Annotated in this window: 26 protein-coding genes; 7 read left to right on the top strand and 19 right to left on the bottom strand. The window is 67.8% G+C overall.

The window, feature by feature from the left end; all coding sequences use genetic code 11:
• Position 1: 1 nt before the first annotated feature.
• The 4 genes from HGK58_RS08290 to HGK58_RS08275 all read right to left on the bottom strand — a co-directional run bounded on the left by HGK58_RS08290 (position 2) and on the right by HGK58_RS08275 (position 5661).
• On the bottom strand, positions 2–1276 hold the full coding sequence (locus tag HGK58_RS08290) for a MinD/ParA family protein (protein WP_168627122.1): 1275 nt from the start codon (positions 1274–1276) through the stop codon (positions 2–4).
• 155 nt (positions 1277–1431) lie between these two features.
• On the bottom strand, positions 1432–2712 hold the full coding sequence (locus HGK58_RS08285; RefSeq protein ID WP_168627121.1) for an ArgE/DapE family deacylase: 1281 nt from the start codon (positions 2710–2712) through the stop codon (positions 1432–1434).
• Positions 2709–4268: an amidohydrolase gene (locus HGK58_RS08280; RefSeq protein WP_349236176.1), complete on the bottom strand. Its 1560-nt coding sequence runs from the start codon at positions 4266–4268 to the stop codon at positions 2709–2711. The genes HGK58_RS08285 and HGK58_RS08280 overlap by 4 nt, the downstream gene beginning before the upstream one ends.
• Before the next feature lie 85 nt (positions 4269–4353).
• Positions 4354–5661 (bottom strand): MFS transporter, encoded by a 1308-nt coding sequence (locus HGK58_RS08275; protein ID WP_168627119.1) that lies wholly within the window; start codon positions 5659–5661, stop codon positions 4354–4356.
• 106 nt (positions 5662–5767) lie between these two features.
• On the opposite strand from HGK58_RS08275, the gene HGK58_RS08270 reads away from it, so the two are divergent.
• Positions 5768–6673 (top strand): LysR family transcriptional regulator, encoded by a 906-nt coding sequence (locus tag HGK58_RS08270; protein WP_168627118.1) that lies wholly within the window; start codon positions 5768–5770, stop codon positions 6671–6673.
• A gap of 24 nt (positions 6674–6697) precedes the next feature.
• On the opposite strand, the gene HGK58_RS08265 is transcribed toward HGK58_RS08270, so the two are convergent.
• Entirely contained in the window at positions 6698–10096 is a 3399-nt protein-coding gene (locus tag HGK58_RS08265) for a pyruvate carboxylase (protein WP_168627117.1), read from the bottom strand.
• A gap of 124 nt (positions 10097–10220) precedes the next feature.
• Here HGK58_RS08265 and HGK58_RS08260 point away from each other — a divergent pair, with 124 nt between their 5' ends.
• A complete protein-coding gene (locus tag HGK58_RS08260) occupies positions 10221–11042 on the top strand; it encodes a ParA family protein (RefSeq protein ID WP_168627116.1) in 822 nt (273 codons plus the stop codon).
• A 171-nt stretch (positions 11043–11213) separates the two neighbouring features.
• Here HGK58_RS08260 and HGK58_RS08255 read toward each other — a convergent pair whose 3' ends face one another.
• The 4 genes from HGK58_RS08255 to HGK58_RS08240 all read right to left on the bottom strand — a co-directional run bounded on the left by HGK58_RS08255 (position 11214) and on the right by HGK58_RS08240 (position 13686).
• Entirely contained in the window at positions 11214–11765 is a 552-nt protein-coding gene (locus HGK58_RS08255) for a MerR family transcriptional regulator (protein WP_168627115.1), read from the bottom strand.
• A 121-nt stretch (positions 11766–11886) separates the two neighbouring features.
• Positions 11887–12540 carry a MerR family transcriptional regulator gene (locus HGK58_RS08250; RefSeq protein WP_210422802.1) on the bottom strand — a complete coding sequence of 218 codons (654 nt, stop codon included), beginning with the start codon at positions 12538–12540 and terminating at the stop codon, positions 11887–11889.
• Between the two features lie 47 nt (positions 12541–12587).
• On the bottom strand, positions 12588–13058 hold the full coding sequence (locus HGK58_RS08245) for an FHA domain-containing protein (protein ID WP_168627113.1): 471 nt from the start codon (positions 13056–13058) through the stop codon (positions 12588–12590).
• A gap of 10 nt (positions 13059–13068) precedes the next feature.
• Positions 13069–13686, bottom strand: a complete 618-nt coding sequence (locus tag HGK58_RS08240; RefSeq protein WP_168627112.1) for a CDP-alcohol phosphatidyltransferase family protein — start codon at positions 13684–13686, stop codon at positions 13069–13071.
• Positions 13687–13769: 83 nt separating this feature from the next.
• Here HGK58_RS08240 and HGK58_RS08235 point away from each other — a divergent pair, with 83 nt between their 5' ends.
• On the top strand, positions 13770–14423 hold the full coding sequence (locus HGK58_RS08235) for a Pr6Pr family membrane protein (protein ID WP_168627111.1): 654 nt from the start codon (positions 13770–13772) through the stop codon (positions 14421–14423).
• On the opposite strand, the gene HGK58_RS08230 is transcribed toward HGK58_RS08235, so the two are convergent.
• From HGK58_RS08230 to HGK58_RS08200, 7 genes are all read right to left on the bottom strand, one after another.
• The gene (locus HGK58_RS08230; protein ID WP_168627110.1) at positions 14420–15838 is read right to left on the bottom strand and encodes an NAD(P)/FAD-dependent oxidoreductase; all 1419 of its coding nucleotides are present in this window, start codon (positions 15836–15838) and stop codon (positions 14420–14422) included. The two genes, HGK58_RS08235 and HGK58_RS08230, sit on opposite strands and share 4 nt — an antisense overlap.
• Before the next feature lie 40 nt (positions 15839–15878).
• Positions 15879–16466 (bottom strand): DNA-3-methyladenine glycosylase I, encoded by a 588-nt coding sequence (locus HGK58_RS08225; RefSeq protein WP_349236175.1) that lies wholly within the window; start codon positions 16464–16466, stop codon positions 15879–15881.
• A complete protein-coding gene (locus HGK58_RS08220; RefSeq protein ID WP_168627108.1) occupies positions 16463–17047 on the bottom strand; it encodes a methylated-DNA--[protein]-cysteine S-methyltransferase in 585 nt (194 codons plus the stop codon). Before HGK58_RS08220 ends, HGK58_RS08225 begins: the two co-directional genes overlap by 4 nt.
• Positions 17044–17526 (bottom strand): sigma-70 family RNA polymerase sigma factor, encoded by a 483-nt coding sequence (locus tag HGK58_RS08215; RefSeq protein WP_210422801.1) that lies wholly within the window; start codon positions 17524–17526, stop codon positions 17044–17046. Before HGK58_RS08215 ends, HGK58_RS08220 begins: the two co-directional genes overlap by 4 nt.
• An 89-nt stretch (positions 17527–17615) precedes the next feature.
• Entirely contained in the window at positions 17616–18602 is a 987-nt protein-coding gene (locus HGK58_RS08210) for a malate dehydrogenase (RefSeq protein WP_168627106.1), read from the bottom strand.
• Between the two features lie 16 nt (positions 18603–18618).
• Positions 18619–19509 (bottom strand): DnaJ domain-containing protein, encoded by an 891-nt coding sequence (locus HGK58_RS08205; protein WP_168627105.1) that lies wholly within the window; start codon positions 19507–19509, stop codon positions 18619–18621.
• 65 nt (positions 19510–19574) lie between these two features.
• Positions 19575–19958 (bottom strand): VOC family protein, encoded by a 384-nt coding sequence (locus tag HGK58_RS08200; RefSeq protein WP_168627104.1) that lies wholly within the window; start codon positions 19956–19958, stop codon positions 19575–19577.
• A 104-nt stretch (positions 19959–20062) separates the two neighbouring features.
• Here HGK58_RS08200 and HGK58_RS08195 point away from each other — a divergent pair, with 104 nt between their 5' ends.
• Positions 20063–21238: an FAD-dependent oxidoreductase gene (locus HGK58_RS08195; protein ID WP_168627103.1), complete on the top strand. Its 1176-nt coding sequence runs from the start codon at positions 20063–20065 to the stop codon at positions 21236–21238.
• Entirely contained in the window at positions 21231–22103 is an 873-nt protein-coding gene (gene sigJ / locus HGK58_RS08190; protein WP_168627102.1) for an RNA polymerase sigma factor SigJ, read from the top strand. Before HGK58_RS08195 ends, sigJ begins: the two co-directional genes overlap by 8 nt.
• Here sigJ and HGK58_RS08185 read toward each other — a convergent pair.
• Positions 22085–23569, bottom strand: coding sequence for a glyceraldehyde-3-phosphate dehydrogenase (locus tag HGK58_RS08185; RefSeq protein WP_282597251.1), 1485 nt, complete (start codon positions 23567–23569; stop codon positions 22085–22087). The two genes, sigJ and HGK58_RS08185, sit on opposite strands and share 19 nt — an antisense overlap.
• 113 nt (positions 23570–23682) lie before the next feature.
• Here HGK58_RS08185 and HGK58_RS08180 point away from each other — a divergent pair, with 113 nt between their 5' ends.
• Together HGK58_RS08180 and HGK58_RS08175 are read left to right on the top strand one after the other, a co-directional pair.
• Positions 23683–23979, top strand: a complete 297-nt coding sequence (locus HGK58_RS08180; RefSeq protein WP_168627100.1) for a DUF503 domain-containing protein — start codon at positions 23683–23685, stop codon at positions 23977–23979.
• Between the two features lie 57 nt (positions 23980–24036).
• The gene (locus HGK58_RS08175) at positions 24037–25089 is read left to right on the top strand and encodes an ATP-dependent DNA ligase (protein WP_168627099.1); all 1053 of its coding nucleotides are present in this window, start codon (positions 24037–24039) and stop codon (positions 25087–25089) included.
• Positions 25090–25102: 13 nt separating this feature from the next.
• Here HGK58_RS08175 and HGK58_RS08170 read toward each other — a convergent pair whose 3' ends face one another.
• A complete protein-coding gene (locus tag HGK58_RS08170; protein WP_349236174.1) occupies positions 25103–25963 on the bottom strand; it encodes an ABC transporter permease in 861 nt (286 codons plus the stop codon).
• Positions 25964–25970: 7 nt separating this feature from the next.
• Positions 25971–26921, bottom strand: coding sequence for an ATP-binding cassette domain-containing protein (locus HGK58_RS08165; RefSeq protein ID WP_168627097.1), 951 nt, complete (start codon positions 26919–26921; stop codon positions 25971–25973).
• Between the last annotated feature and the right edge of the window lie 5 nt (positions 26922–26926).

Here is a 26926-nt window from a genome sequence, read left to right as displayed (position 1 = left end):
CTCAGGCGCCCCTGCCCGTAGGCAGGCCGTCGAGCACGAGCGCTGCGAGCTCACGCGCTGACTCGCGAGTGAACGGCTTGAGCACCCGGTAGTTGATCGCCGAGCCGGCGGCAAGGTGCGGGTCATAGGGAATGCGCACGATCTCGCGCACGCGCGACCGGAAGTGCGCCTCGATCTCCTCGAGCTTCACGATCTGGGTGCCCTGCGTCGCGGTGTTGAGCGCGACGACCGCGTTCCTCACGAGCGCGCCGTAGCCGTTCGCCTCCAGCCAGGTGAGCGTCTCGGAGGCGAGCCGCGCCTCGTCAACGCTTCCGCCGGAGACGATGACGATCGAGTCCGCCCGCTGGATCGTCGCACGCATGACCGAGTGCACGATGCCGGTACCGCAGTCGGTGAGCACGATCGAGTAGTACCGGGCGGCGAGGTCGGCGACGACGTTGTAGTCATCCTCGTCGAACGCGTCGGAGAGCAGCGGGTCGGTGTCGGATGCGAGCACGTCCAGCCGGGTCTCGTCCCGCGACACCAGGGTCGTGAAGTCGCTGAAGCTGGAAATCGACGCTGCCTTGGTGACCACATCCCGCACCGTCGAGCGGGTCTGCTTGTTGATGCGCTCTGCGAGCGTGCCACGGTCGGGGTTCGCGTCGATCGCGATCACCCGGTCCTCGCGGACATCCGCCATCGCCATGCCGAGCAGGGCGGTGATGGTGGTTTTGCCGACACCGCCCTTGCGGGTCAGCACCGGGATGAAGCGCGCTCCCCCCTCGAACTCGCGGTCGATGCGCGCATCGAGTGCCTTGCGCGCACGGATCTTGGCCGAGTCACCGAGGTTCACAGCGTGCAGGGTCGCGTTGTAGACGAACTTGGGCCAGCCTCCCTCGGGCTTGGGCCGTTTGGTGCGGCGGGTGTCGATGAGGCGGTCGGCGGTGAGCATCGCGGCCGGCTCAGGACTGTCGGAGACCTCGCCGTTGAGCCGGTCACGCCTGCTGTAGACCGAATCGGCCGGCAGGGTATCGACCGTGACACTGGTGGTTCCCGCGCCAACCTGGCTGAGCCCGCCCGGGTCGACCGCCGGTCGCTCGTCGATCGCGACGGCGCGCTCTTCCTCCGGGGCGACGTGCACCTGCTCGGGGAGGTTGACCGCGATGGTGAGAGAATGCGGGAGGACTGCCGCGAAATCATCCGATTCCGGCTCAGCCAACTCGTCCAGCTCCGACCCGGCAGGGTAGTCGTCGGCGACGGGTTGCGAGTCGCCCGGCTGCTTCTCCTGTATCGCCACGGGGGTGTGCCTTTCTTAGAACCGACCACTCAGCCTATAGCCAGCCACTCACGGCGGCGCTGTAGCAATCCTCGGCTTAGAACCTGTGAATTTCAATCACCACGCGCACGACAAGCCGCCTCGCCGGTCACGGCGGGTCGAGCGTCAGCGTCGGCCTAGACGCTCTCCACCCCGCACCAGTCCGCGATGAAGAGTGCAAGCGTCTTCGTCACCTGCCGAATCGACTCGATGTTCACGCGCTCGTCGGCACCGTGCAGGCGCTCACCGAGCGGCCCGTAGACCAGCGCGGGGACGCCCGCGTACAGCCCATAGCAGCGGCTGTCGACATAGCCGGGCAGCGCGATCGCGTCCAATGCTGTGCCGTTGACGTAGTCGTGGACGTCGGTCAGCACGCCCTCGGCGTCGCTGCCGGGCTCGAGCACGTAGCCGTTCGAGAAGAAGCCGAGCTTCTCCACCTGCGCTGTTGTGCCTTCCAGAGCCGGCTCGCGCGCCATGAGACGCTCGACGCGGTCGACAATGTCCCGCCAGCACGCTTCGACATCCATCTCCGGAAGCAGTGCGACGCGGAACCCGATCTCACAGGAGTCCGGAACGCTCGACGGCCAGTCCCCCGCGTGCAAGGTTCCCACGTTCAGGTTCAGCGGATGCTCCTGATCGCCGAAGTGCTCGGAGTCCGGAACCTGCAGGTTCCACTCCTCCTCCATCTTCCTCAGCTCACCGATCACGGCATAGGCGGCGTCGATGGCGTTCATGCCGTTCGACATCTCCGAGGCGTGCGCGGCGCGCCCCAGCACGGTGACCTTAAACCAGATCACGCCGACATGAGCGCGCACCAGAGAGCCGGATGACGGCTCCGAGATGAGGACGGCATCCGCGCGATAGCCGCGCTGCAGCGCCGAGAGGGTTCCGTTTCCGGTGCTCTCCTCCTCTGGCACCGACTGAAGGTGCACGCGCGCGGTGGGGGCCAGACCGGCCGCCCGCAGCGCAGTGAATGCGAAGACGTTGGCCACCAGGCCGGCTTTCATGTCCGCCGCCCCACGACCGTAGAGCCAGCCATCGTGAATGGCCGAGTCCCAGGGTGAGCGAGACCACAGCCGATCCGCACCGGTGGGTACGACGTCGATGTGACCGTTCAGGATCAGGCTGCGACCGGATTCGCGCCGCGGCTCGTAGGTGCCGACGACCACCTCGGTGTCCTCGTACGGCACAGCAACGGCACCCGCCCCCTCATGGGTCGCCAGCTCCTCCGGGTCGAGCGTCCAGCGATCCAGGGCGAGCCCGGCATCCTGGAACGCGGCCGCCATGATCTCCTGGGCGGCCCCCTCCTGTCCCCGCAGCGACGGTGTGGCGACGAGGTCGGCGGTGAATTCAACCTGCCGCTCGAACGCAGCATCCACCGCGTCGAGAATGGCCTGGCGCTGCTCTGCCGTCGTCACCGGCCAGCCTCGGCGAATGCTCCCTGGTCGTACACGATCTCGCCGCCGATGACGGTGCCGGTCACGGTGAGGTCCTTGATAGTGGTCTTCTCGACCGCGAAGATGTCATCGCTGAGCACCGCGAAGTCGGCCAGCATGCCGGTCGCCAGTGTTCCCACCTTCCCCTCCTTGCCCACCGCGTAGGCGGAACCATAGGTGTAGGCGCGCACAGCATCCTCGACGCTGACACGCTCCGCCGGCGCGAAGGGGACCCCGGATGCCGTCTGGCGGTTCACCAGGTCGTGGATGCTCACCAGCGGGTTGCCATCCGAGACCGGCGAGTCCGTCGACCCCGGCACAACGATGCCTGCGCGAAGCAGCGAGGCCATCCGGTAGGTTCCGTCAACGCGATCGTCTCCGAGCGCGCTGATGATGCCGTCACCGAAGTCGGAGATGAACACGCCCTGCGGAACCGGAATGATCCCCAGTCGCGCGGCACGCTCCACCTGCGCATCGCTTGCGATGGCGAAATGCTCGATCCGGTGACGGACACCGGCACGCGGGAACCGAGCCTGGGCTTCCTCCATCGCGTCCATCACATGATCGATGGCGCTGTCGCCGATCGCGTGGGTTGCCACCGTCCACCCGGAGGAGTGGGCGTCGATGATGCTGCGCCGGAGCACTTCCGCGTCCACCTGCAGGAACCCGGAGTTGTCCGGTTCGCCGTGGTAGCAGTGGTGCACTGCGGCCGAGCGTCCGATGAGTGAGCCGTCCGAGACGATCTTGACCGGACCGACGGACAGGCGGTCGTCGCCCAGGCCGGTGCGGATGCCCAGATCGAGCCCGAACCAGTCTCGTTCGCGCATGCCGTCGATGGCGTGGAAGGTGTTGATGAACGGCATCACAGTCATCCGCGGGCGGATGGTGCCGTTCTCGACCGCAACCTGGTAGCTGTGGAAGTCGACCGGCGAGTTGCCCAGTGATTGCACCGAGCCGAGGCCGGGTTCGGTGAGGCTCGTCAACCCGTAGGAGACCGCTTGGTCGGATGCGAGCTGCAGGTTGTGCTGCACCTCGTCGAGCTGGAGAGGGCGCGTCAACTGGTAGACGACCTGCACCGCCGTCTCCTGCAGAAGGCCGACCGCACGCCCATCGGCGTCGCGCTCGACGTGTCCGCCGGGGAAGTCGGGCACCCCGACTCGGCCCGCGTAGCCTGCCAGCTCGAACGCCGCGGTGTTGGCGACCAGCATGTGCGCCGACACGTGCTCGATGTAGGCGGGGCGACCCCCCACGACGGCGTCGATGGCCTCCGCCGTCGGGTGCGCCCCGAGAATGTTCTGGTCGTAGCCGGACGCCTTCACCCAGGCATCCGCAGGCAGGCCTGCCGCGTACTCGCGCAGCTTCGCGTAGAAGTCGTCCAGAGTGCTGACCGCACTCGGCCTGACGTCCAGCATCGCCAGCCGCTGACCGGTCAACGACAGGTGGTAGTGGGCGTCGTGGAAGCCGGGGACAACCCGCGCCCCACCCAGGTCGATGACCCGATCAGCGCTCGCCTCGCCGACCTGTTCGTCAAAGGCCACGATGCGCCCTCCAAGGACGGCCATCCGTTCGGCTTCGGGTTGACGAGGGTCACCCGTGGCGATACGGCCGTTGTGGAAGATGACCTCAGGCCGCAACGGTCTGTGCCTCCTTGGCGGAGCGGCTCTTGATTCGGGAGTTCAGTCCCAGCACGCCCAGGATCGTGATGATCACGAACCCGCCGTAGAGAGCTGCGACCGCCCACGCGCTGCCGCCGGAAGCGGTGAGGATGCCCTGAGCCAGCAGCGGAGTCGAGCCGCCGAAGATGGTGGCACAGATCTGGTAGGCGGCCGAGACGCCGGTGTACCGCACGTGTGGGGGGAACGCGCTTGCCAGGAAGGTGGCGAGCATCGCGTAGTACGCGGTGCCGCCGATGATGGTCAGGCCGAGCATGATGGCGATCAGCGGCACGCTGGCCGATTGGATGGCCATGAAGAACGGGATGGTCAGCACCAGGTTGAACAGCAGCCCGCCGATCATGACCTTCATCGCGCCGATCTTCTCGGCGATGCGCGCGGCAATCGGCTGCCAGATGAACTGCAGGATCGCGGTGCCGAGCAGGATGTTGAGCATGATCTGGCGTTCGATGCCCAGCTCGCCGGTCGTCCAGGCGAGCAGGAAGGTGTTGGTGAAGTAGGCGATCGAGATGCCGAGCACCGATGCGATGACGCCGAACAGCACCAGCGACGGCGAATACCGGAAGACCTCGACGAGCGGGACCTTGACGACCTGCTTCTTCTCGCGCGCCTTGACGAAGTCCTCGGACTCTTCCACCTTCAGGCGGATGATGAGCCCGACGACGACCAGCACTGCGGAGAGCAGGAACGGAATGCGCCAACCCCAGCTCAGGAACGCCTCGTTCGGCAGCTGGCCGACGAGAAGGAAGATCAGCGTGGCAAGGATGGAACCGGCCGGTGATCCCTGCTGCACCCAGGCCCCCGCGGAGCCCTTCTTGCCCTCCTTGGCGTTCTCGGTGGCGAGAAGCACTGCTCCACCCCACTCACCGCCGACGGCAAGTCCCTGACAGGCGCGCAGCACGATCAGCAGGATGGGTGCCGCAAGCCCGATCTGGGCATAGCCGGGAAGCACACCGATCAGCGTCGTGGCCGCCCCCATCAGCACGAGCGTGACGACGAGGGTGTTCTTGCGACCGAACTTGTCACCGAAGTGACCGAAGATGAAACCGCCGAGCGGACGCGCGAGGAAGCCGACCCAGAACGTGGCGAAGGATGCCATCAGTGCGGCCGCAGGATCGATCTCGGGGTAGAACACCTTGCCGAAAACAAGTGCAGCAGCGGTGCCGAAGATGTAGAAGTCATACCACTCGATCGCGGTGCCGGCGAAGGCACCGATGACAGACCTGCGCTGGCGGACTTCTGGGGTCGTCGTTGACATAGGGCTCTTTCTGAAGCGGGGGAAAAATGCTTCCCGCAACTCTGAACGCTCGGAAGCATGTTGTCCAATGCCCTATTAGGCTGGGAGCCATAGCTTGGAGGCATAGGTGGACCTACGGATCATCGACTATTTCCTCGCCGTCGTCGAGCACGGCACGGTGACTGCGGCGGCGCAGGCCTGCTACATCACTCAGCCGTCTCTCTCCCGGCAGATTGCCTCGCTCGAGAAGTCTTTTGGCTTCCCGCTCTTCGACCGTTCAGCCGAGGGCATGCGATTGAACCGCGCCGGAGCGCGCTTCTACCCGATCGCGCGAGACATCCGGTCGCGCGTTGAGCAGGGGCTGGCCGTGATGGACTCTCTCGGCGCGGGCGAACTCAATCTCTCGGTGGCGTGCCCGCCTACCGTGCTCGAGCACATGCTGGCACCGTTCATTGCGGGCACCGGTTCGATCATCGGCGATGTCACGGAGGTCGCTCCCGGCGAGGTCTACCAGCTGCTGGATCGAGCCGATGTCGACATCGCGTTCGGAACGAGCGAGCCACCGGTCAAGTTCTCCCGCCGCTCCCTCATGACTGCAATGGTGGCCATGCAGTGTCGAGCAGATTCCAACCCGTTCGCCGGGAGAGACACCGTCGACATCGCCGAACTGCAGGATCACCCAGTGCTCAGCATCCGGCCTGGCAGCGCCATTCGGCGATCCTTCGATTCGGCCGCCGCCGCGCGCAAGATCAGGTTCAGTTACCGCAACGAAGTTTCCTCCACGCATGTTGCACAGGCTCTCGCTGCCGCCGGGCGCGGTATCGCCATCGGCGTCGGCCCTGCCCGCTATGACCTGGATCGCATTCCCATCACATCTTTGGGAGCGCCGGTCACGATCACGGACTGGATGGCCTGGGACCCCAATCACTACGCGGCGAGCGAGATCGGCGAGACCGCGGATCACCTGGTGGAATGGCTCTCACCAAGGATGGAGTACCTCGGCATGGAGCAGTTGGCCAGCGAGGGCGCCTGACCACGGCGGCAACCGCCTCTGCCACTATTCGATCTCAACCAGTAGATCGCCGCCCTCGACCTGTTGGGTGCCGGTCACGGGCATCCGCTTCACGGTCCCAGCGACCGGCGTTGTGATGGAGGCCTCCATCTTCATGGCCTCGATGGTGGCGACGACCTGGCCAGCGGCAACCGACTCCCCCACCTCCACCTGCGTCGTCACAACGCCGGAGAACGGTGCCGCGATGTTGCCCTGCTTCGCCGGATCCGCCCGCTCGGCGGTACGGGTCTCCACCTTGATGCTCCGATCGCGCACGAAGACGGGGCGCAGCTGGCCGTTGATGACCGCCATGACCGTGCGCATCCCCTTCTCGTCCGCCTCGCCGATGGCTTCCAGCCCCACCAGCAGGTTGACGCCCTTGGCGATCTCCACCGAGTGCTCTTTGCCCTGATGCAGCCCGTAGAGGTAATCAGCGGTTCCGACCACCGAGAGGTCGCCGTACTGTTCGCGCACGTCCTCGAAGATCTTGGTCGGCTGCGGGAACAGCAGCCGGTTCAGCGCCGCCCGGCGGGTCAGTGAGTCAGCATCGAGCGCTGCGGTGTCCTCTTCGGTGAGCGGTTCGATCGAGACATCGACCTCGCGGCCATTCAGCACCTTGCTGCGGAACGGCTCCGGCCATCCGCCGGGCAGGTCGCCCAGCTCGCCTGCCATGAACGCAACGACCGAGTCAGGGATGTCGTAGTTCTGCGGATTCTGCTCGAAGTCGTCCGGGTCGGCGTCGGCCGCGACCAGCGCGAGCGCCAGGTCGCCGACGACCTTCGAGGACGGCGTGACCTTGGGCGGCCGGCCCAGGATGCGGTTGGCCGCCGCGTACAGGTCCTCGATCTTCTCGAACCGGTCGCCGAGGCCGAGCGCCACCGCCTGCGTGCGCAGGTTGGACAGCTGGCCGCCCGGGATCTCGTGGTGATAGACGCGACCGGTCGGCCCTGCGAGGCCGGACTCGAACGGCTTGTAGACGTGCCGCACCGCTTCCCAATAGGGCTCGAGATCAGAGACGGCGGTCAGTGAGAGCCCGGTGTCCCGCTCGGTGTTGGCGAGGGCGGCGACCAGTGCGGATGCCGAGGGCTGGCTGGTCGTGCCCGCCATCGGCGCGCTTGCCACGTCCACGGCATCCGCGCCCGCCCTAGCTGCAGCCAGCAACGTCGCCAGCTGCCCACCAGCGGTGTCGTGGGTGTGCACGTGCACCGGCTGCTCGAAGCGTTCGCGCAGGGCGGCAACCAGGGTCTCCGCTGCGCCCGCGCGCAGCAGTCCGGCCATGTCCTTGATGGCGATGACGTGCGCGCCCGCGTCGACTATCTGCTCGGCGAGGCGCAGGTAGTAGTCCAAGGTGTACAGCTTCTCGGCCGGGTCGAGCAGGTCGGCGGTGTAGCACAGGGCCACCTCGGCCACCGCGGTGCCGGTCTCGAGCACCGCGTCGATCGCCGGGCGCATCTGGTCGACGTCGTTGAGCGCGTCGAAGATGCGGAACACGTCGACGCCGGTGGCCGCAGCCTCTGCCACGAACGCATCCGTCACCTTCGTCGGGTACGGCGTGTAGCCGACCGTGTTGCGTCCACGCAACAGCATCTGCAGCGCAAGGTTCGGCATGGCCTCGCGCAGCGACGCGAGCCGCTCCCATGGGTCCTCGCCCAGGAAGCGCAGCGCCACATCGTAGGTCGCACCGCCCCACGCCTCGACCGAGAGCAGCTCGGGGGTCATACGCGCCACGTATGGCGCGACCGCGAGCAGGTCCTTGGTGCGCACGCGGGTCGCCAATAGCGACTGGTGCGCGTCACGGAAGGTGGTCTCGGTCACGGCCAGCGGCGTCTGCGCGCGCAGCGCCTCGGCGAAGCCCTTCGGCCCGAGCTCCAGCAGGCGCTGACGAGAGCCGGCCGGTGCCGGCGTCGTGATGTCCACGTTCGGCAGCTTCAGTGCAGGGTCGATCAGGCCGGCGCCGGCACCGTTCGGCTGATTCACCGTGACGTCGGCGAGCCAGGTGAGGATCTTGGTGCCGCGGTCCTTCGAGTGCCGCGCGTGCAGCAGCTCCGGCCGCTCGTCGATGAAACTCGTGCTCAGGTCGCCTGCGGCGAAGCTCGGGTCATCGAGCACCGCCTGCAGGAACGAGATGTTGGTCGCCACCCCGCGGATGCGGAACTCGGCGAGGCCGCGACGGGCACGCTTCACCGCTGCGCCGAAGTCGCGTCCGCGACAGGTCATCTTGACGAGCATGGAGTCGAAGTGCGCGCTGATGCTCGCGCCGGGGTTGATGGTTCCGCCGTCGAGGCGGACACCGCCGCCGCCGGGCGAGCGGTAGGTGGTGAGCCGGCCGGTGTCTGGGCGGAAGTCCTGGGTCGGGTCCTCGGTCGTGATGCGGCACTGCAGCGCCGATCCGTGCAGCGTGATGGTCTCCTGGCTGAGACCGAGGTCGCTCAGGCTCTCCCCGAAGGCGATGCGCATCTGGGACTGCACCAGGTCGACATCCGTCACTTCCTCGGTGACCGTGTGCTCGACCTGGATGCGCGGGTTCATCTCGATGAACACGTGCTGTCCGGCGCGGTCGCCGACCGTGTCGATGAGAAACTCCACGGTTCCGGCGTTCTGGTAGCCGATCGACTTGGCGAAGGCGATGGCATCCCGGTAGAGCGCCTGCCGGATGCTGTCGTCCAGGTTCGGCGCGGGCGCGATCTCGATGACCTTCTGGTTGCGCCGCTGCACGGAGCAGTCGCGCTCGAACAGGTGCACCGTGTTGCCATCGTTATCGGCGAGGATCTGCACCTCGACGTGGCGTGGGCGCAGCACGGCCTGCTCGAGGAACATGTTCGGGTCACCGAACGCGCTCTCCGCCTCCCGCATCGCCGCTTCCAGCGCGGGCCGCAGCTCGTCGTGCGAGTTCACCCGGCGCATCCCGCGACCGCCGCCGCCCGCCACTGCTTTCGCGAAGACCGGGAAGCCGATGTCGGCTGCCCCTGCGACGAGTTCGTCGATGTCGCTGGACGCCAGCGTCGATTTCAGTACCGGCACACCGGCAGCGATCGCGTGTTCCTTGGCGGTGACCTTGTTGCCGGCCATCTCGAGCACCTTCTGGCCGGGGCCGATGAAGGTGATGCCCTCCCGGGCCGCGGCTGCGGCCAACTGCGGGTTCTCGGAAAGAAAGCCGTAGCCGGGGTAGATCGCGTCTGCGCCGCTGGCCTTCGCCACCCGGATGATCTCGTCCACGTCGAGGTAGGCGCGAACCGGATGCCCCTTCTCCCCAATCTGGTAGGACTCGTCGGCCTTCAGCCGGTGCATGGAGTTGCGATCCTCATACGGGAACACAGCGACGGTTTCCGCTCCCAACTCGAATGCCGCACGGAAAGCGCGGATGGCGATTTCACCACGGTTGGCCACGAGGATCTTCTTGAACATCCATTGTCCCTTCGAAAGATTTCTCCACTTTAGAGGGACGGCACCGTCTGATTCGGGGAGAATGCCGACACTCGAGCGACAAGTTCTGCAATCTCTAAGTCTCAGGAAGGTATCGTGGTTTTCCGTGCATGTACTCAGCGTCAGTTCCCTCAAGGGCGGGGTCGGAAAGACGACCGTGACGCTCGGGCTCACCTCAGCAGCGTTCGCCCGGGGCTTGCGGACCCTCGTCGTCGACCTCGACCCGCAGTCCGACGTCTCGACCGGGATGGACATCTCGGTCGCAGGCCACCTCAACATCGCCGATGTCCTGGCGTCGCCGAAGGAGAAGGTCGTGCGGGCCGCGATCGCCCCGAGCGGCTGGACCCGCGGCCGGCCAGGCAAGATCGACGTGCTCATCGGCAGCCCGTCCGCCATCAACTTCGACGGCCCGCATCCGAGCATCCGGGACATCTGGAAGCTCGAGGAGGCCCTCGCCGCGGTCGAGGAGGACTACGACCTGGTGCTCATCGATTGTGCGCCGTCGCTGAACGCCCTCACCCGCACCGCGTGGGCGGCGAGTGACCGCGTGACGGTCGTCACCGAGCCTGGGCTGTTCTCGGTCGCCGCGGCCGACCGTGCGCTGCGCGCGATCGAGGAGATCCGCCGCGGCCTCTCCCCCAGGCTTCAGCCGCTCGGCATCATCGTGAACCGCGTGCGTGTGCAGTCGCTCGAGCACCAGTTCCGCATCAAGGAGCTGCGCGACATGTTCGGGCCGCTCGTGCTGAGCCCGCAACTGCCGGAGCGCACGAGCCTGCAGCAGGCGCAGGGCGCCGCGAAGCCGCTGCACATGTGGCCGGGCGAGAGCGCCCAGGAGATGGCCCGCAACTTCGACCAGCTGCTCGAGCGTGTCATCCGCGCCGGTCGCATCCACGTGCCCGGGACAGAGGCGGGAGCTGTCGCGCACTGACGCCGTCTAGCCGAGGTGGTTCGGAACGGGGTTACGCGCTCGTTGCGGACATCCGCGCCCGGTGCACCGGTCGCGGTTGCCCGGAACGGGCGCGGGATGGCCGCACGGCGGCGGATGTCCGGAGGCAGCGCGGAGCGTCCGAACGGCTGCGGCTGTCCCCGTACGGCGCGGTCAGGAGGCGCGGCTGGCGCGGCGAGCGGCGAGCTCGTCCTGCGGGTCAGCGGCGGCGACGGAGTCGAGCTCGACGAGGCTGGACTCCACCTCGCGGAGCACCTTGCCGACCGCGATGCCGAAGACGCCCTGACCGCGGCTGACCAGGTCGATGACCTCGTCGTTCGAGGTGCACAGGTACACGCTCGCGCCATCGCTCATGAGCGTCGTCTGGGCGAGGTCGTTGATGCCGGCTTCGCGCAGCTGGTTCACGGCGACCCGGATCTGCTGGAGCGAGATCCCGGTGTCGAGCAGGCGCTTGACGAGCTTGAGCACCAGGATGTCGCGGAAGCCGTAGAGGCGCTGCGATCCGGAGCCGCTCGCGCCACGCACGGTCGGCTCGACGAGCCCGGTACGGGCCCAATAGTCGAGCTGGCGGTAGCTGATCCCGGCAGCGCGTGCGGCCACCGCACCGCGGTAGCCGGCGGCGTCGTCCATCTCCGGCAGCCCGTCGGTGAACAGCAGACCGAGATCGTAGCGGGTCTCCTCGCTGCGATTGCTTACTTCGCTCATACTGCTTGCCCTCCGTTGACCGCGCTCGAGCCGTGGACCCGATCCGCTGACTCCACGGTACCCATGACACCTGCCGTAGGCAACGACATCCCGCCCAAGCGCTGCGGCGTGTCGCCCACGCTCAATGGGTCAGCCTGGACAGCGCCGAGCGGATCAGGCTCGATCGCACAATCTCCAGCTGACCTGCTATTTCCTTCGCGAGTTCGGTCGCCTTGGCCCGACTTGATGCGTCGTTGCGGCGCGCGACCGGGATCAGCGCGCTCTCGATAAGTCCGAGTTCGCGTTCCGCCGCGGCGCGGAAACCGCGCAGGTGACGCGGTTCGATGCCGCTGCGCTGAAGCTCCACCAGGGCGCGCAGCACCGAGACGGCGTCTTCCCCGTACCAGTCGGCCGGCGTGATCAGCGACGCCGAGACAGCATCCGCCAGCAAGCTGGGCGATGCGCCGGCCTCTCGAAGCATTTCATCGCGCTGCAGCCGCCTGTCGCTCGGCAGGATCGACGGGACCGGCCCGCTGACCGCGCCGGGCAGTTCCGGCTGCCGGCCGGCGTCGAGTTCGTCGAGGAGGCCGCGGATCACCTTGAGCGGCAGGTAGTGGTCGCGCTGCATGGTGAGCACGAAGCGCAGCCGGTCGAGGTCGGCCGGGGAGAACTTGCGGTAGCCCGACTCCGTGCGAGCAGGCGAGATGAGCTGGCGCTCCTCGAGGAAGCGCAACTTGGACGGCGTGAGGTCCGGAAATTCCGCGGTGAACCGTGCGAGTACTTGGCCGATGCTCAATAGGGCAGGCTGGCCGGGCGATTTCGCCTCGGCCGAAGAGCGCGGCACTACTTGCTCTCTCGCTTGCGGAGGTCGTGCCGCGACGCGTAGAACGTGAGCCGGAACTTGCCGATCTGCACCTCGGCACCATCGGTGAGCAGCGCCGTGTCGATGCGGACGCCGTCGAAGTAGGTGCCGTTGAGCGAGCCCATGTCGCGAATCTCGAACGCCGTGCCATGCCGCAGGAACTCGGTGTGGCGGCGGGAGACGGTCACGTCGTCGAGGAAGATGTCGGCATCCGGATGCCGTCCAGCAGTGGTGACGTCGGAATCGAGCAGGAAACGCGCGCCAACGTTCGGCCCCCGCCGCACGATCAGCAGCGCAGAGCCAGAGGGCAGCGCGGCGATTGCCTCCTGCTCCTCGGAAGTCAACTCGCCATCAAGTGCCGCCAGTTGAGCCTCGAACTCCTGGCTGAAGTGGGCGGTGGTGTCATCCGGCCCGTGCACTGGGTGGCGGTCGTGGTTCTGCTCGTCGGTCATCCGTGCCTCCCTAGCGTCCCAGCGTATCGGATTGGGGACCCTCTTCCGCTAGAGGGATCTTGATGACTCGAATCGTCTCCCTCACGTACAGGAATCCTGCCCACCAGTAGAGGAACGCACCCCATAATCCGAACGCCCAGCCGATCGGGGCGCTCAGCCACTCGATCGAGGGGAATGCCTGCCCGAGCATCAGCACCGGGAAGGACCAGAACAGGCAGAAGGTCGCCGCCTTGCCCAGGTGGTGCACCGGCAACGGACCGTACCCGTGGTTGGCGAGCACAACACCGACGATGACCAGCATCGCGTCGCGCGCGACGATGATCGCGAGCAGCCACCATGGCACCACCTCACGGATGGCCAGGCCGATGAGAGTCGCGAAGATGAACAGCCGGTCGGCGGCCGGATCGAGCAGTTGCCCGAGCCGGGAGATCTGGTTCAGGCGCCGCGCAAGCAGCCCGTCCAGGAAGTCGGTGATGCTCGAGACGACCAGCACCAGAAGAGCGAGCACGTCTTCGCCGATGATCACCAGGACGAGGAAGACAGGCACCATTGCGAGCCTGAAGAAGCTCAGCAGATTCGGGATCGTCAGAACGCGTGACGAAACCTCATTCGCAGACTGCTCGGGCACACCGGAATTCTAGGGGAGGCAGGCGACACCACCCGCAGGGCGCCTTGCCAGTCGCATTTCCTAAACTCGACGGATGATCCACCGTGGAGCCGCCCGCAACCGTGCGTAAGACGTTCGGGATCCTTCGACTCCTGGTCGCGGCGACCGGGGTTGTCGCGCTTATCGGAGACATCAACTTCACCCTCGGCAACGGCCCATTCGCGGTGGCGAACTTCTTCAGCTACTTCACGGTCGAGAGCATGATCATCGCGATCTGCGTCTTCGTGATCGGTGCCGTGATCGCACTCAGACGAGACCAGGACCCGCTCTGGCTGGACATGCTCCGCGTGCTGTCCACGACCTGGTTGATCGTGTCCGGCATCGTGTTCGCGGTCATCCTGGTCGAGGGGACGCTGCGTGGAGTGCCGGTGTGGGCGCCCTGGTCCAGCCAGCTCCTGCACTTCTGGATTCCCGCATACGCGATCGTCGATTGGCTGGTCGCCCCCGCCCGCGACGTGCCGTGGCGCACCGTGCTGTGGGTGATGATCTTCCCCTCGATGTGGGTGGCGTTCACCATGATCCGTGGCGCCAGCGTCTTCTGGTACCCGTACTTCTTCCTCGATCCGAACCTGGTGGACATGCCGTGGGAGTTCATCGGCTACCTGCTGCTGGTCATCGCGATCTTCTCGGCGACGGTAGCGATGCTGATCGGCATCAGCAGGCTGCCGACGTTCGAGGAGCTGCGCGCGCGCGGTTAGGAGCCGTCGTCCTCTTCTGTCTCGTCAGCGACGAACGGCTCGAGGCTCCGCAGCGCCGCCGCGACCAGGTCGTTGTCGCTGAGCTCGGCGAGCCGCTCGGCATCCTCACCGCCGAAGAGCGCCACCAGGACATTGTCCCCGGTCGACGGTTCGACGTTGAACCACAACGGCAGCTCCGTCTCGGCGTCCACCACCGACCACACCGTGGCATCCGTCGCCCAGAACCGTTCCTCGAACTGCAGCACGAGCTTGTCCTGCAATCCCATGCCGAGCGCGGAGATCGCGCCGCGGTGGGAGAACGGCAGCGGCGGGTCGAACTCGATGGATCCGGACTGCAGCACGCCGAGCGGCACCGTGACCACCACGCGCGCGGCCGACAGCGATTCGCCGCGGGCGAGGCGCATGGTCACACCATCGTCATCGTGACTGACGGATGCGACCGCGCTCGACGGCAGGACGTCGATCCCGTCGAGAAGCCCGTCGACGAAGCCGCTAAGGCCGCCCGTGACCAGTCGGTCGTCCTCGTGGCTGAGCGTGGCATCCGGTGCGTACCAGGCGGACAGGTCGTCTGGCTCGGCGCCGGTCGGGACCACCAGATTGGTTGTGACGTAGTCGGCGACGAGGTCAACCTCGGAGATGCCCTGCTCGTTCGGGCGGTCGTCGAGGTCGGCGCTGCCCTCGATCGCCGCAGCCATCGAGACGTCTGCCGGCTGCTCTGACGCCCAGTCGATGGCGGTGACGATGGTGTCAGGGCCGATAGTTCCGGTGTCCACCACAGCACCGTCTGGCGTGCGGTGCTCCCACTCGTAGTTGAACCGCCTGGTGGTGACCCCCGCGTCATCGAGCTCATTCTCGAGCGGGTTAGTCGATGAGGAGCGCACCCACGCTGCGCCGAGCTCGACATGCGACTCGTCGTCGACCTCGAGCGTGTGGATGCGGCCGCCGGAGCGCTCCCTGCCCTCGATCACGACGACGTTGAACCCCGCGTCGGCGAGGCGGCGGGCGGCGGTGGCTCCGGCCATGCCTGCGCCGATCACGGCGATCCGCTCCCCCGGCTCTGCGATGTCGATGACCTCGGTGGCGGCGCGGTGCCCGGATGCGCGCGCACCGTTCACCGTGCCTGGGAACGTCTCGGATGTGTGCTCCCCGGCGAAGAAGACACGGTCGCCGAGCGGCTGGCGCAGTGCGGTCCGCTGTTCGGGCGTTGAGCCGACCCTCTGGTAGCTGAACGCGCCGCGGGAGAACGGGTCGCTGGTCCACTCCGACCGCCAGAAGGCGGACGGTTGCGGGACGGTCGGATTCTGCCGGGTCGGCGACGGCGTCGGTTCTGGTTCCCCGTTGGTGCAGGCGGTGAGCGCCAGCAGTGAAGCACCGGAGAGGGCCCCCAGCACGAACGTGCGCCGCTTCACTGTCATCTCGGGCCACTGTAACCGCGGGCGCCGAGAACTGCCAGAGCTACCTCCACACCCCGGAACTGCCGCGGCGATGGCTGTCGACGAGGTGGGTGTCGACCATGCCGATCGCCTCCATGAGGGCGTACATCGTGGTCGGACCGACGAACGCGAAGCCGCGGGCCCGCAGCGCCTTGGACAGCGCGACCGACTCCGGGCTGGAGGTGGGGATCTCGCTGTGCTGGGTAGGCTGTGGCGTCGCTTGCGGCCGGAACGACCAGACGAGGTCGACCAGTCCCCCGTCGGCGCGGAGCGCAACGGTCGCCTTGGCGTTGGTGATGGTGGCGAGGATCTTGGCCCGATTGCGAACGATGCCAGCGTCGGACAGCAAACGCTCGACGTCGTCCTCGCCGAACGTGGCCACCGCATCCGGGTCGAAGCCGGCGAACGCCGCCCGGAACGCCTCACGCTTGCGCAGGATGGTCACCCAGGACAGCCCCGCTTGGAACGCCTCGAGGCTGATCCGCTCGAACAGCCCGCGTTCATCCCGCACCGGCATGCCCCATTCGGTGTCGTAATAATCGCGCAGCAGCGGGTCGGTGGCCGCCCAGGCCGGCCGGGCCAGGCCGTCGTCGCCGACGATGGCGCTCACGCGGCCGCCTCGAGGTCGAGCAGGGTGCGCTTCACGTGCAGACCGCCGAGGTACCCGCCCAGCGAGCCGTCGGTGCGCACCACCCGGTGGCACGGAATGACGATCGGCAGCGGGTTGGTCGCGCACGCCGTGCCGACCGCGCGGACGGCACGCGGGTTGCCGGTCGCGACCGCTACCTGCGCGTAACTCTCGGTGGTGCCGTACGGAATCACCGCCAGGTGCCCGAGCACGTCGCGGCGGAAGCCCCTGGACAGCGCGAAGTCGATCGGCACGTCGAAGCCCAGGCGCTGGCCGGCGAAGTACTCGTCGAGCTCGCGTGCGAGCGTGTCGAGGCGCTTCGGTGTGTTCAGGATGCGCGGGCTCACCCGGGCGGCAAGGTCGCCGAGCACCCGGTCGTGTCCCTCGGTCTCGAACGCCACCCGCACCACGCCGCGGTCGGTGGCGGCAAGCAGAAGCCGGCCGATTGGCGTGTCCACGGTGCGGTAAGCGAGGTCGAGCAGGCCTGCCTCATCGGCGGCGTGGACCAGCCGGTCGTGCAGCCGGTCCAGGTCTGCGGTGTTCGGGGCTTCGATGTTCGTCATGCTGTGCCTCCTGGGATGGTTGCGTACGCTCGGCGCAGCGCGGCGACGCCGTCCGCGGCGGCCCGGCGCGCGGCATCCGTTGTCCCGCCGACGATGGCGGCGACCTCGCTGTGTGGGAGCCCGACGAGGTAGTGGTAGGCGACGCACTTGCGCTGCTTGTCCGGCAGCGCGCCGATCAGTGCCCAGACTTCGCCGCGTTCGTCGTCCGGGATGCCCAACTCGGATGCGCCGTCGGGTACGTCGCCCACCGGGACTGGCGTGCGGGCACGCGTCCGGATGACGTCGATCGCCTTCCGCTTGGCGATCGTCACCAGCCAGGCTTCGATGTTGGCGTCGGCGCCGAGGCGCGGGTATGCCTGCAGTGCCGACAGGAACGTCTCCGACCAGGCGTCCTTCGCGTCATGCGCGGTCAGGACCGCGCGACAGACCCGGAGCACGGTCGGCCCGTGCTCGCGGACGATCAACTCGAACGGCGTCATGGTCACATCAGGCAGACGCTGCGGAGGGGCGAAACGTGAGGTGCACGAGTCGAGTCTGCCGCACACCGGCGACGTCGACGCGTGCCGGGTCAGATCAGCCCGAGCTCGGCCACCGCGTCGCGCTCGGCGACCAGTTCGGCGACGGACTTCTCGATTCGGGCGCGCGAGAAGTCATTCAGCTGGAGACCTTGGACGATCTGCCAGGAGCCGCTATCGGAGCGCACCGGGAAGGAACTGACCAGTCCCTCCGGTACGCCGTAGGAGCCGTCGGAGACGACGCCCGCCGATGTCCAGGACCCGTCGCCGGTGCCATTCACCCAGTCGTAGACGTGATCGATCGCCGCGTTCGCAGCCGACGCCGCCGATGAAGCCCCGCGCGCCTCGATGATCGCCGCGCCGCGGTCCGCCACCGTCGGGATGAACTCACCCTCCAGCCAGGCTTGATCCACCAACTCGGTGACCGGTCGTCCCGCGATCGTCGCGTTGAAGACATCCGGGTACTGCGTCGCCGAGTGATTGCCCCAGATGCTGACGCCGGCGATATCGCTCACCGACGCGCCGGTCTTGGCCGCGAGCTGGCTGATCGCGCGGTTGTGGTCGAGGCGGGTCATCGCGGTGAAGCGGTCGGCCGGGATGTCGGGCGCGTGCCGCTGGGCGATGAGCGCGTTGGTGTTCGCCGGGTTGCCGACCGCGAGCACGCGGATGTCGGCTGCGGCGCCCGCATTGATCGCTTCACCCTGCGGCCCGAAGATGCCGGCGTTGGCGCGGAGCAGGTCGCCGCGTTCCATGCCCTGAGTGCGCGGCCGCGCACCGACGAGCAGCGCGATGTTGGCGCCCTCGAAGCCCTGGCGCGGGTCGTCGAAGATGTCGATGCCCGCGAGGAGGTCGAACGCGCAGTCCTCGAGCTCCATCGCTGTGCCCTCAGTCGCCTTGACCGCAGCCGGGATCTCCAGCAGCCTCAGCCTGACCGGCGTGTCCGGCCCGAGCAGCTGCCCGGATGCGATGCGGAACAGCAGCGCATACCCGATCGCTCCGGCCGCTCCGGTCACGGTGACGTTCACCGGTGTTGTGGACATTGCGGGCTCCTTCGTCTCAGACAAACCGGATGCCGTGTTGCAGGCGTGTGCGCAGCTCGAACGCGTCCTCGATGCTGCGCCGGGTGCCACCGGCGATGCCGTCGCGCACGACCATCGGCAGCACCGAGCGGCGGATCACCGCGGCATCCGCCTTCCGCCCCACGACGCTCACCGCCTCCTTGAGGTCGTCATCCGGCACCACGACGAGCAGGCCGGTGAACTTCACGCCCAGTTGCCGGCCGAGGGCACGCGCGCTCCGGGAGAGCTCCTTGATCGGCTGCGCGGCGCCGAGGGTGTCGCCGGTCAGCTCGCCCCGTTTCAGTCGCACCTCGCCGCCCCAGTCCGCAGAGGTGACCGCGAACAGGCCGGCCGGTCCGAGCACGACGTGGTCGATCTTGCCATCGCCCGCGGCGACATCGCTCCACACGGTGTAGCCGATGCCGAGCTTCGCGAGGGCCTTCGCGGTCGCCTCCTGGGCGAGCGCGGCCGCAAGCCGCCGCCGGATCTCGCGCGGCGCCGACTGCACGAGCGCCGGATCGTACGGGTCGGCCTCGACGCCGCGTCCGGTCCACTCGCGCATCAGGGTCAGGAACTCTTCACGCGCGGCACCACCCGGATGCCCGTACAAACGCGCCCGCAGCGCCGAGTCGTGGGTTTTGCGCCGCTCAGGCCCCGGGACGACCGCCGAACGCCGGCCGGCACCGCGATCGTAGTCCGCCCGTGCGACCGGGTCGCCGACGCGCGCCCACGCCCGCTGCACCGCGTGGAAGCGCGCGGACTCGCCGCCGACATCCGGATGCGACTGGCGCAACGCCTTGCGGTAGGCGCGCTTGAGCTCCTCCTGGCTCGCGGTCGGCGGCACGCCGAGCACCTCATACGGCGTGGCCGAAGCCGGGGAATCGGGCACAAGCGTCTCTTCTGTACGGGAAAACGTCGGTTACGACGATACCGACCGAAGGACGCGGGTGGGATTCAGGATCTGAGGACGGAGATGGGGTTGCCTGCCGGGTCCAGGAACCAGGCGATCTCCATTCCCAACTGCTCGTCGCGCGCGATCCCGCGTTCATCGGTGTTGAGCTCCGGGTCGTCGTAGATTTTCGTCTTGATGCCGGAGTTGTTCAGTTCGTCGACCGCGACGTCGACGTCGTCGACTTCGAAGTTCAAAACCGTATGAGTCGAGGGCTCATGTGTCTCCTTCTCGTACACCATCACTCGCGCCCCGCCGGGCAGGGTGAGTGAAAGCGTTCCCATCGCGGCGTCGCTGACGGTGAGCCCGAGGCTCTCGCTGTAGAAACGGCGCGCCTCCTCGAGGTCGTCGACGCTGAAACCGCTGAATGCGCCTGTGTAGTTCAGCACTTCTCCTCCTTCGTCGATGGGGCGATTGCCCGATGATCACACGCCCCCCACCTGTGTGCGCCCTCCACGCCTCACATTTGGAGGGGCTGCGTCGTCATAGGGGCATGAACGTCACACGTGTCGTAGTCCTCGGAGCCGGGTACGCCGGGCTCACCGCCGCCAATCGCCTCGCCGGACGTTTGGGCGAGACCGCCTCGGTCACCATCGTCGACCCGCGCGGCGTGTTCGTCGACCGGATCCGATTGCATGAGCTCGCAGCCGGGGCGGACGAGAGCACCGTCGTCCATCCGCTGCCCCGCATGCTCAATCCGCGCGTGCGCGTGCTGCACGCACAGGCGACCCGGATCCGCGCTGCCGAGCGGCAGATCGAGTTGGCGGATGCGACGACCGTCGCCTACGACGAACTGGTCTACGCGGTCGGCAGCGGCGAGACGGTGAACTCGGTCCCCGGCGCCGCCGAGTTCGCGCTGCAGGCTGCGGGACTCGACGGCGCTCGAGCGCTCCGCGCGAGGCTGGCCGACCGTGCGCCGGGAGCGGCGGTCCTGGTCATCGGCGGTGGTGCAACCGCGGTGGAGCTGTCGGCAGAGCTCGCAACCCAGACAACCGCTGCCGTCACCATCGCCGCCGGCAGTGAGCTGCTCGCCGGCGTATCCCCCGCAGCGCGCCAGCGAGCAAGAACCTGGCTGACACGGCACGGCGTCACCGTCCTCGATGACAGTCGCGTCGCATCCGTCGACCAGGGCGGCGCTCTCACCGACGACGGCCGCCGCCTGGACGCCGACCTGGTGGTGTGGGCCGGCACCTTCGCCGTGCCGACGCTCGCCCGCGATAGCGGCCTCGAGGTCGACGGCACCGGCCGCCTCATCGTCGATGCCAGCCTGCGCAGCCTTTCCGACCCGAGCATCCTCGGCGCTGGCGACGCGTGCGTGCTGCCAGAGCAGCCGCACCTGCGCATGGCGTGCGCGACCGCGCTGCCGCAGGGTGCCCACGCGGCCGACGTGATCGCGGCATCCGTCACCGGCGGCCCGCAGCCGCAATTCTCGCTCGGCTACGTCTTCCTGTGCATGAGTCTCGGCCGCCGGGACGGCCTTGTGCAGTTCCTCACCCGCGACGACCGGCCACGCCGGATTGTGCTGCGATCCGGCCTTGGCGCGTTAGTGAAGGAGTCGATCAGCCGCTTCGCCCGCGGCAGCGTGCTCGCCGAGCGGCGCCGTGCCGGCGCCTACCGGTGGCTGAAACTCGGTGGCCCGGCAGTCAGGAGAGAATTGGTCCATGACTGACCGTCAACTGCTGCTTAATGTCGCCTACCGACTGCTCGGTTCCTACCACGATGCCGAGGACGCCGTGCAGGAGACCTACGCGCGCTGGGCGGCACTCGATGACGGTCAACGTCAGGGCATCGACAGCCCCGACGCTTGGAACGTCCGCGTGATCGGTCGCGTCTGTCTCGACATGCTCGGTTCGGCACGCGCGAGACGAGAACAGTACGTCGGCGAGTGGCTGCCGGAGCCGTTACCGGATGCCGCGAGCGACCCTGCCGAGCGGGTGACGCTCGATGAGTCGGTGAGTATGGCGCTCATGGTCGTGCTCGAGAGCCTGACTCCGGCCGAGCGGGTGAGCTTCGTGCTGCACGACGTCTTCGGGATGTCGTTCGACGAGGTCGCCACGATCGTCGGGCGGTCGCCGGATGCGGTGCGGCAGCTGGCCTCGACCGCCCGCCGACACATCCGGGACCGACGTCAAGCGGCCGAGCCGGACCGGTCAGAGCATGCGCGGGTGGTCGCCGAGTTCGCCACCGCCTGCATGACCGGTGACCTTCAGACACTCCTACCGCTGCTCGACCCGAGCGTCGTCGCAGTGTCCGACGGCGGAGGCAAGGCCCGCGCCGCGCTCAACCCGATCTTCGGAGCGCAGAACGTTGCGCGCTTCCTGCTCGGCCTCATGAACAAGGCGGTGGACACCGAGTTCAGCTTCGAACCGGTCAACGGCGAGCTCGGCATTGTCGCGCGAAGCGGCGGCCTGGTCTACGCGACCGGCAGCGTCGGCATCCGGGACGGGCGTCTCACCAACGTGTGGATGACTCTGAACCCGGACAAGCTCACCAAGTGGAACGAGGCGCTGACGGCTCAGACGATCGAGAGCTGACCGGTGTGCGCTTCAACCGTGGCGGCGCGCTCGGGCAGCACCCGCGGGTGAGTGGCCGCCATGTGCTCGAGCACGCGCACCACCTGGCTGCTGTAGCCGAATTCATTGTCGTACCAGACGTACAGCACCAGGTTGGTGCCGTCACAGATGGTGGCGAGACCGTCGACGATGCCGGCACGGTGCGAGCCGACGAAGTCGGTGGACACGACCTCCGGCGAGTCGGTGAAGTCGATCTGCTGCTGCAGCGTCGAATCGAGCGACAGCCCACGCAGGTAGCTGTTGACCTCCTCCACCGAGGTCGGGGTCTCCAGTTGCAGGTTGAGGATGGCCATCGACACGTCAGGGGTTGGCACCCGGATGGCGTTGCCGGTCAGCTTCCCGGCCAGCTCCGGGAGCGCCTTCGCAACCGCGCTCGCGGCACCGGTCTGGGTGATCACCATGTTCATCGGCGCCGAGCGGCCGCGGCGGTCGCCCTTGTGGAAGTTGTCGGTGAGGTTCTGATCGTTGGTGTAGGAGTGCACCGTCTCGACGTGACCGTGCCGCACACCGTACGCGTCGTTGACCGCCTTCAGCACGGGCACGATCGCGTTGGTGGTGCAGGATGCGGCGGACAGCACCCGGTCATCCGGTTCGATGGTCGTGTGGTTGATGCCGTAGACGACGTTCTTGATGTCGCCCTTGCCCGGCGCGGTGAGCAGCACACGGGCGACGCCGGTGTTCTTCAGGTGGTTCTCGAGGCCCTCCCGGTCGCGCCAGCGTCCGGTGTTGTCGACAACGATGGCGTCGCGGATGCCGTACGCCTCGTAGTCGACGGTGGACGGGTCATCCGAGTAGATGACCTGGATCAGCGTGCCATTGGCGAGGATCGTGTTGTTCTCGACGTCGACGGTGATGGTGCCCTCGAACGGGCCGTGGATGGAGTCGCGGCGCAGCAGGCTGGCGCGCTTCAGCAGGTCGTTCTCCGCGCCGCGGCGGACCACGATGGCGCGCAGGCGGAGGCCCTCGCCATTGCCCGCGTGCGAGATCAGGATGCGGGCCAGCAGACGTCCGATGCGACCGAAGCCGTAGAGCACGACGTCAACGCCCGCGCCGTGGCGGGGGCTGGCACCGAGCGCCGGTTCGAGCTCCTCACGCAGGAACTCGAGCAGGTCGCGTCCGTTGCCTGCTTCGCGGTAGCGCAGCACGAGCTTGGCGAGGTCGATCGACGCCGACCTGGGCTGCAGTTCGACGAGCGCGGCCAACACCGAGAGGGTCTCCTCGATGGGCAGCTCGGTGTCGTTGAGCTTGCGCGCGAAGCGGTGCGCCTTGAGGATCTCCACGGGCGACTGGTTGATCAGCCGGCGTCCGTGGATGGACGGAACAACCCCGTAGTTGCGGTACAGGTTCCCGATGAGGGGGATCATCGTCTCGGCCAGGGCTTGGCGAGCGTTCCACCGCTCGAGTTCGGCAGTGCGTTCCCGCTCCAATGTCTTCCTTTCAGCAGGCCGACGCATCCGTGCGCCGGGCGCAAACGAGATCCAGTTTACCGAGCATTCCCGATGCTCCTGACGTTCCGCATACGGATGCCTAGCATTGGGCCATGTGGACCGGCACGCTGGAGGTCGACCTCCTGCTCGGCGACGTGCACTCGCTGAAGGAGAAACGGTCGGTTGTGCGCCCCATCATCGCCGAGGTGAAACGGCGCTACCAGCTGTCGGTTGCCGAGGTCGGGCATCAGGAGCTGTACCGGCGCACGGCGGTCGGGGTTGCGGTCGTCGCTGCGGACCGCGCGCACGTGGTCGAGGTGCTCGACGAGGTCGAGCGGATGCTCGTCGGCCGCCCCGACACCGAGCCGCTCTCGGTGCGCCGCCGGTTGATCAGCTCCGACGACGACTGACCGCCGAATGCACGACAGGCGTGGACAGCGCCGCGCCCAGCAGGGAGGATCTTCAGCATGATCCCGACGCCGTCCGATCCCGTCGCACCGATGCTCGCCAAGGCCGTCACCGCTGTGCCGGAACCCGACTCGGTCGACGGCGGCCTGAGCTACGAGCCGAAATGGGACGGCTTCCGCGCCATCATCTACTTCGACGGCGACACGGTCGAGATCGGCAGCCGCGGCTCGAAGATGCTCACCCGCTACTTCCCCGAACTGACCGATGCGTTCGCCCGCCTCCTGCCCGGACCATGCGTGCTCGACGGCGAAATCGTGGTGCCGACCGGCCAACCGGGCAACCAGAAACTTGATTGGGAGACGCTCAGCCAGCGCATCCACCCGGCGGAGAGCCGCGTCCGGAAGCTGTCGGTCGAGACGCCGGCGATGTTCGTCGCCTTCGACCTCATCTCGGTCGGCGACCGCAGCCTTCTCGATGCGCCGTTCTCCGAGCGTCGCGCCGAACTCGAGTCGTTCCTCGACTCCGTGGACGACCCGATCAAGCTCAGTCAGGTGACCCAGGATGTCGAACTCGCCCGCAGGTGGCTGGTGGAGTTCGAGGGCGCGGGCCTCGACGGGGTGGTCGCCAAGCCGCTCGCCCAGGGTTACGTGCCGAACAAGCGCCTGATGCTGAAGGTCAAACACCAGCGGACAGCGGATGCCGTCGTCCTCGGCTACCGGGTGCACAAGAGCGGGCAGGGTGTCGGGTCGCTACTGCTCGGGCTGTACGACGACGATGGCACGCTGCTGAATGTCGGCGGCATCAGCGCATTCAGCGACAAGGTGCGGCTGCAACTGGTCGAGGAACTCGACCCCCTCGTCATCCGCGACGCCGAAGGCAAAGCCGAGCTCGGCGAGACCGATCGCAGCCGCTTCTCCTCCGGCCGGGATGTGTCGTTCGTGCGGCTCGAGCCGACCGTCGTCGTTGAGGTGAAGTACGACCAGATGGAGGGCAGGCGCTTCCGGCACACCGCCCAGTTCCTGCGCTGGCGCCCCGATCGGGACGCGCGGTCCTGCACCTTCGACCAGCTTGAGCGGCCGATCGCCTACGACCTGGGCGGCGTGCTCGCCTGAGGTGCCTCGCGGCTCAGGTCAGCACATCCCGAGTGGTGAACCGCCCGAACGCGAGCGCGCCGAACACCGCAAGGTAGCCGAGCTGCAGCAGCGCGTTCGACGCAAGAGAACTCCACTCGATCGGCTGCCGCAGCAGGTCGGAGAAGCCCAGCCAATAGTGGGTGAACAGCCACGGGTGCAGCCACTCGAGCTGCGGCAGGTTGTCCAGCACCTGCGACACGATCGACAGCACAACCGTGGCCGCCATCGCGCCCACCGGCACATCGGTGAGCGTCGAGACGAACAGCCCGATCGCGGCGAACCCGAGCAGCGAGATGGTGATGTAGCTGGTGATCAGCAGCAACCGGATGAGCGACTCGCCGATCTCGATCGTGTCACCCGAGAGCAGGGTCACCGGCCCGACCGGGAACAGCGCCAGCCCGATGAGCGTGCCGGCGAGCGCGATGGTGAGCGTCGCGCACGCACAGAACACCGCCACCACCGCGTACTTGACCACGAGCAGTCTCGCCCGGCCGGCCGGGGCGATTAGCAGGTAGCGCAGGGTGCCGGACTGCGACTCCCCCGCGATGCTGTCGCCTGCGACGACTCCGACGGTGAGCGGCAGGAACAGCGGGATGCACACCACGAGCGCGGTGACCGCCACGAACAGGCCGTTGCTCGTGATGCTGTCGAGAAACGGTGGGCCGCGCCCAGGTGGCGGTTCCACCGCGGTGACCCGCACCGCCACCGCGATCAGCATCGGCACCGCGGCGAGCGCGACCAGCATCGCCCAGGTCCGGCGGCGCCGGAACAGCAGGGTCAGCTCGGATGCGAGCAGCGCAAGCAGCAGAGGCTGGCGGGCGGTGTGCACCTCGTCAGCCTGGACCGCCCGCACGGCGGGCTCACTGGGCAACGTCGAACCCCTCACCGGTCAGCTCCACGAACCGCTCCTCGAGGCTGGCACTCTCCATGCTGAACCCCCGCACGCGCACGCCGTCCGCGACGAGCGCGGCGACGATGTCCTCCGGCGTCACGGCCGGCTCGGCGGGCCCGGAGCTGACCAGCCCCGCGGCGGTGTCAACAGCAGGGTGCATGCCGAGCCGTTCCAGCACGGCCCTGGCGCGCGCGACATCCGGGGTTCGCACGTTCACCGTCGCCGACCCATTCGACCGCAGCGCGTCGACCCTGCCCTGCGCGACCAGCCGTCCCGCGCTCAGCACCGCGATGTGGCTGCACAGCTGCTCGACCTCGCTGAGCAGGTGGCTGGACACGAACACCGTCGTCCCGTCATCGGCGAGCGTGCGCACCAGGTTTCGCACCTCACGCGTACCCTGCGGGTCGAGGCCGTTCGTCGGCTCGTCCAGCACCAGCAGGTCGCGGGGCATGAGCAGTGCGTTCGCGATGCCGAGCCGCTGCTTCATCCCGAGTGAGTACTCCCCCACCTTCTTGCGTGCCGCGCTCGTCAAGCCGACCCGGTCGAGCGCATACGCCACCCGCCGTGCTCGGCTGACCCGAGTCGCGAACGGATTGGCATGGTCCAGCCGGTTCAGGTTGGCCGCACCGGAGAGGTACGGGTAGAACGCCGGCCCCTCGACGAGTGCGCCCACCCTGGGCAGCACCGTGGCCGCCGCGCCCGGCATCTCCTCGCCGAGCAGGGCGATCCGCCCAGCGGATGCGGCGGCGAGGCCGAGCAGCATCCGGATGGTGGTGGTCTTCCCCGACCCATTCGGGCCGAGAAACCCGAATACGCTGCCCGCTGGCACCGCGAGCTCGACGTCAGCCACAGCCAAGCGCGTTCGGAAGCGCTTGCTCAGCCCGCTGGTCTCGATCGCGAGCCGGCTCTCAGAGGGCACTGCCG

It is taken from the genome of Cryobacterium sp. BB307, assembly GCF_012274275.1.
Lineage (GTDB): Bacteria > Actinomycetota > Actinomycetes > Actinomycetales > Microbacteriaceae > Terrimesophilobacter.
The sequence above is the reverse complement of the archived record's forward strand: the minus strand, read 5'-3'. Positions and strand labels throughout refer to the sequence as shown.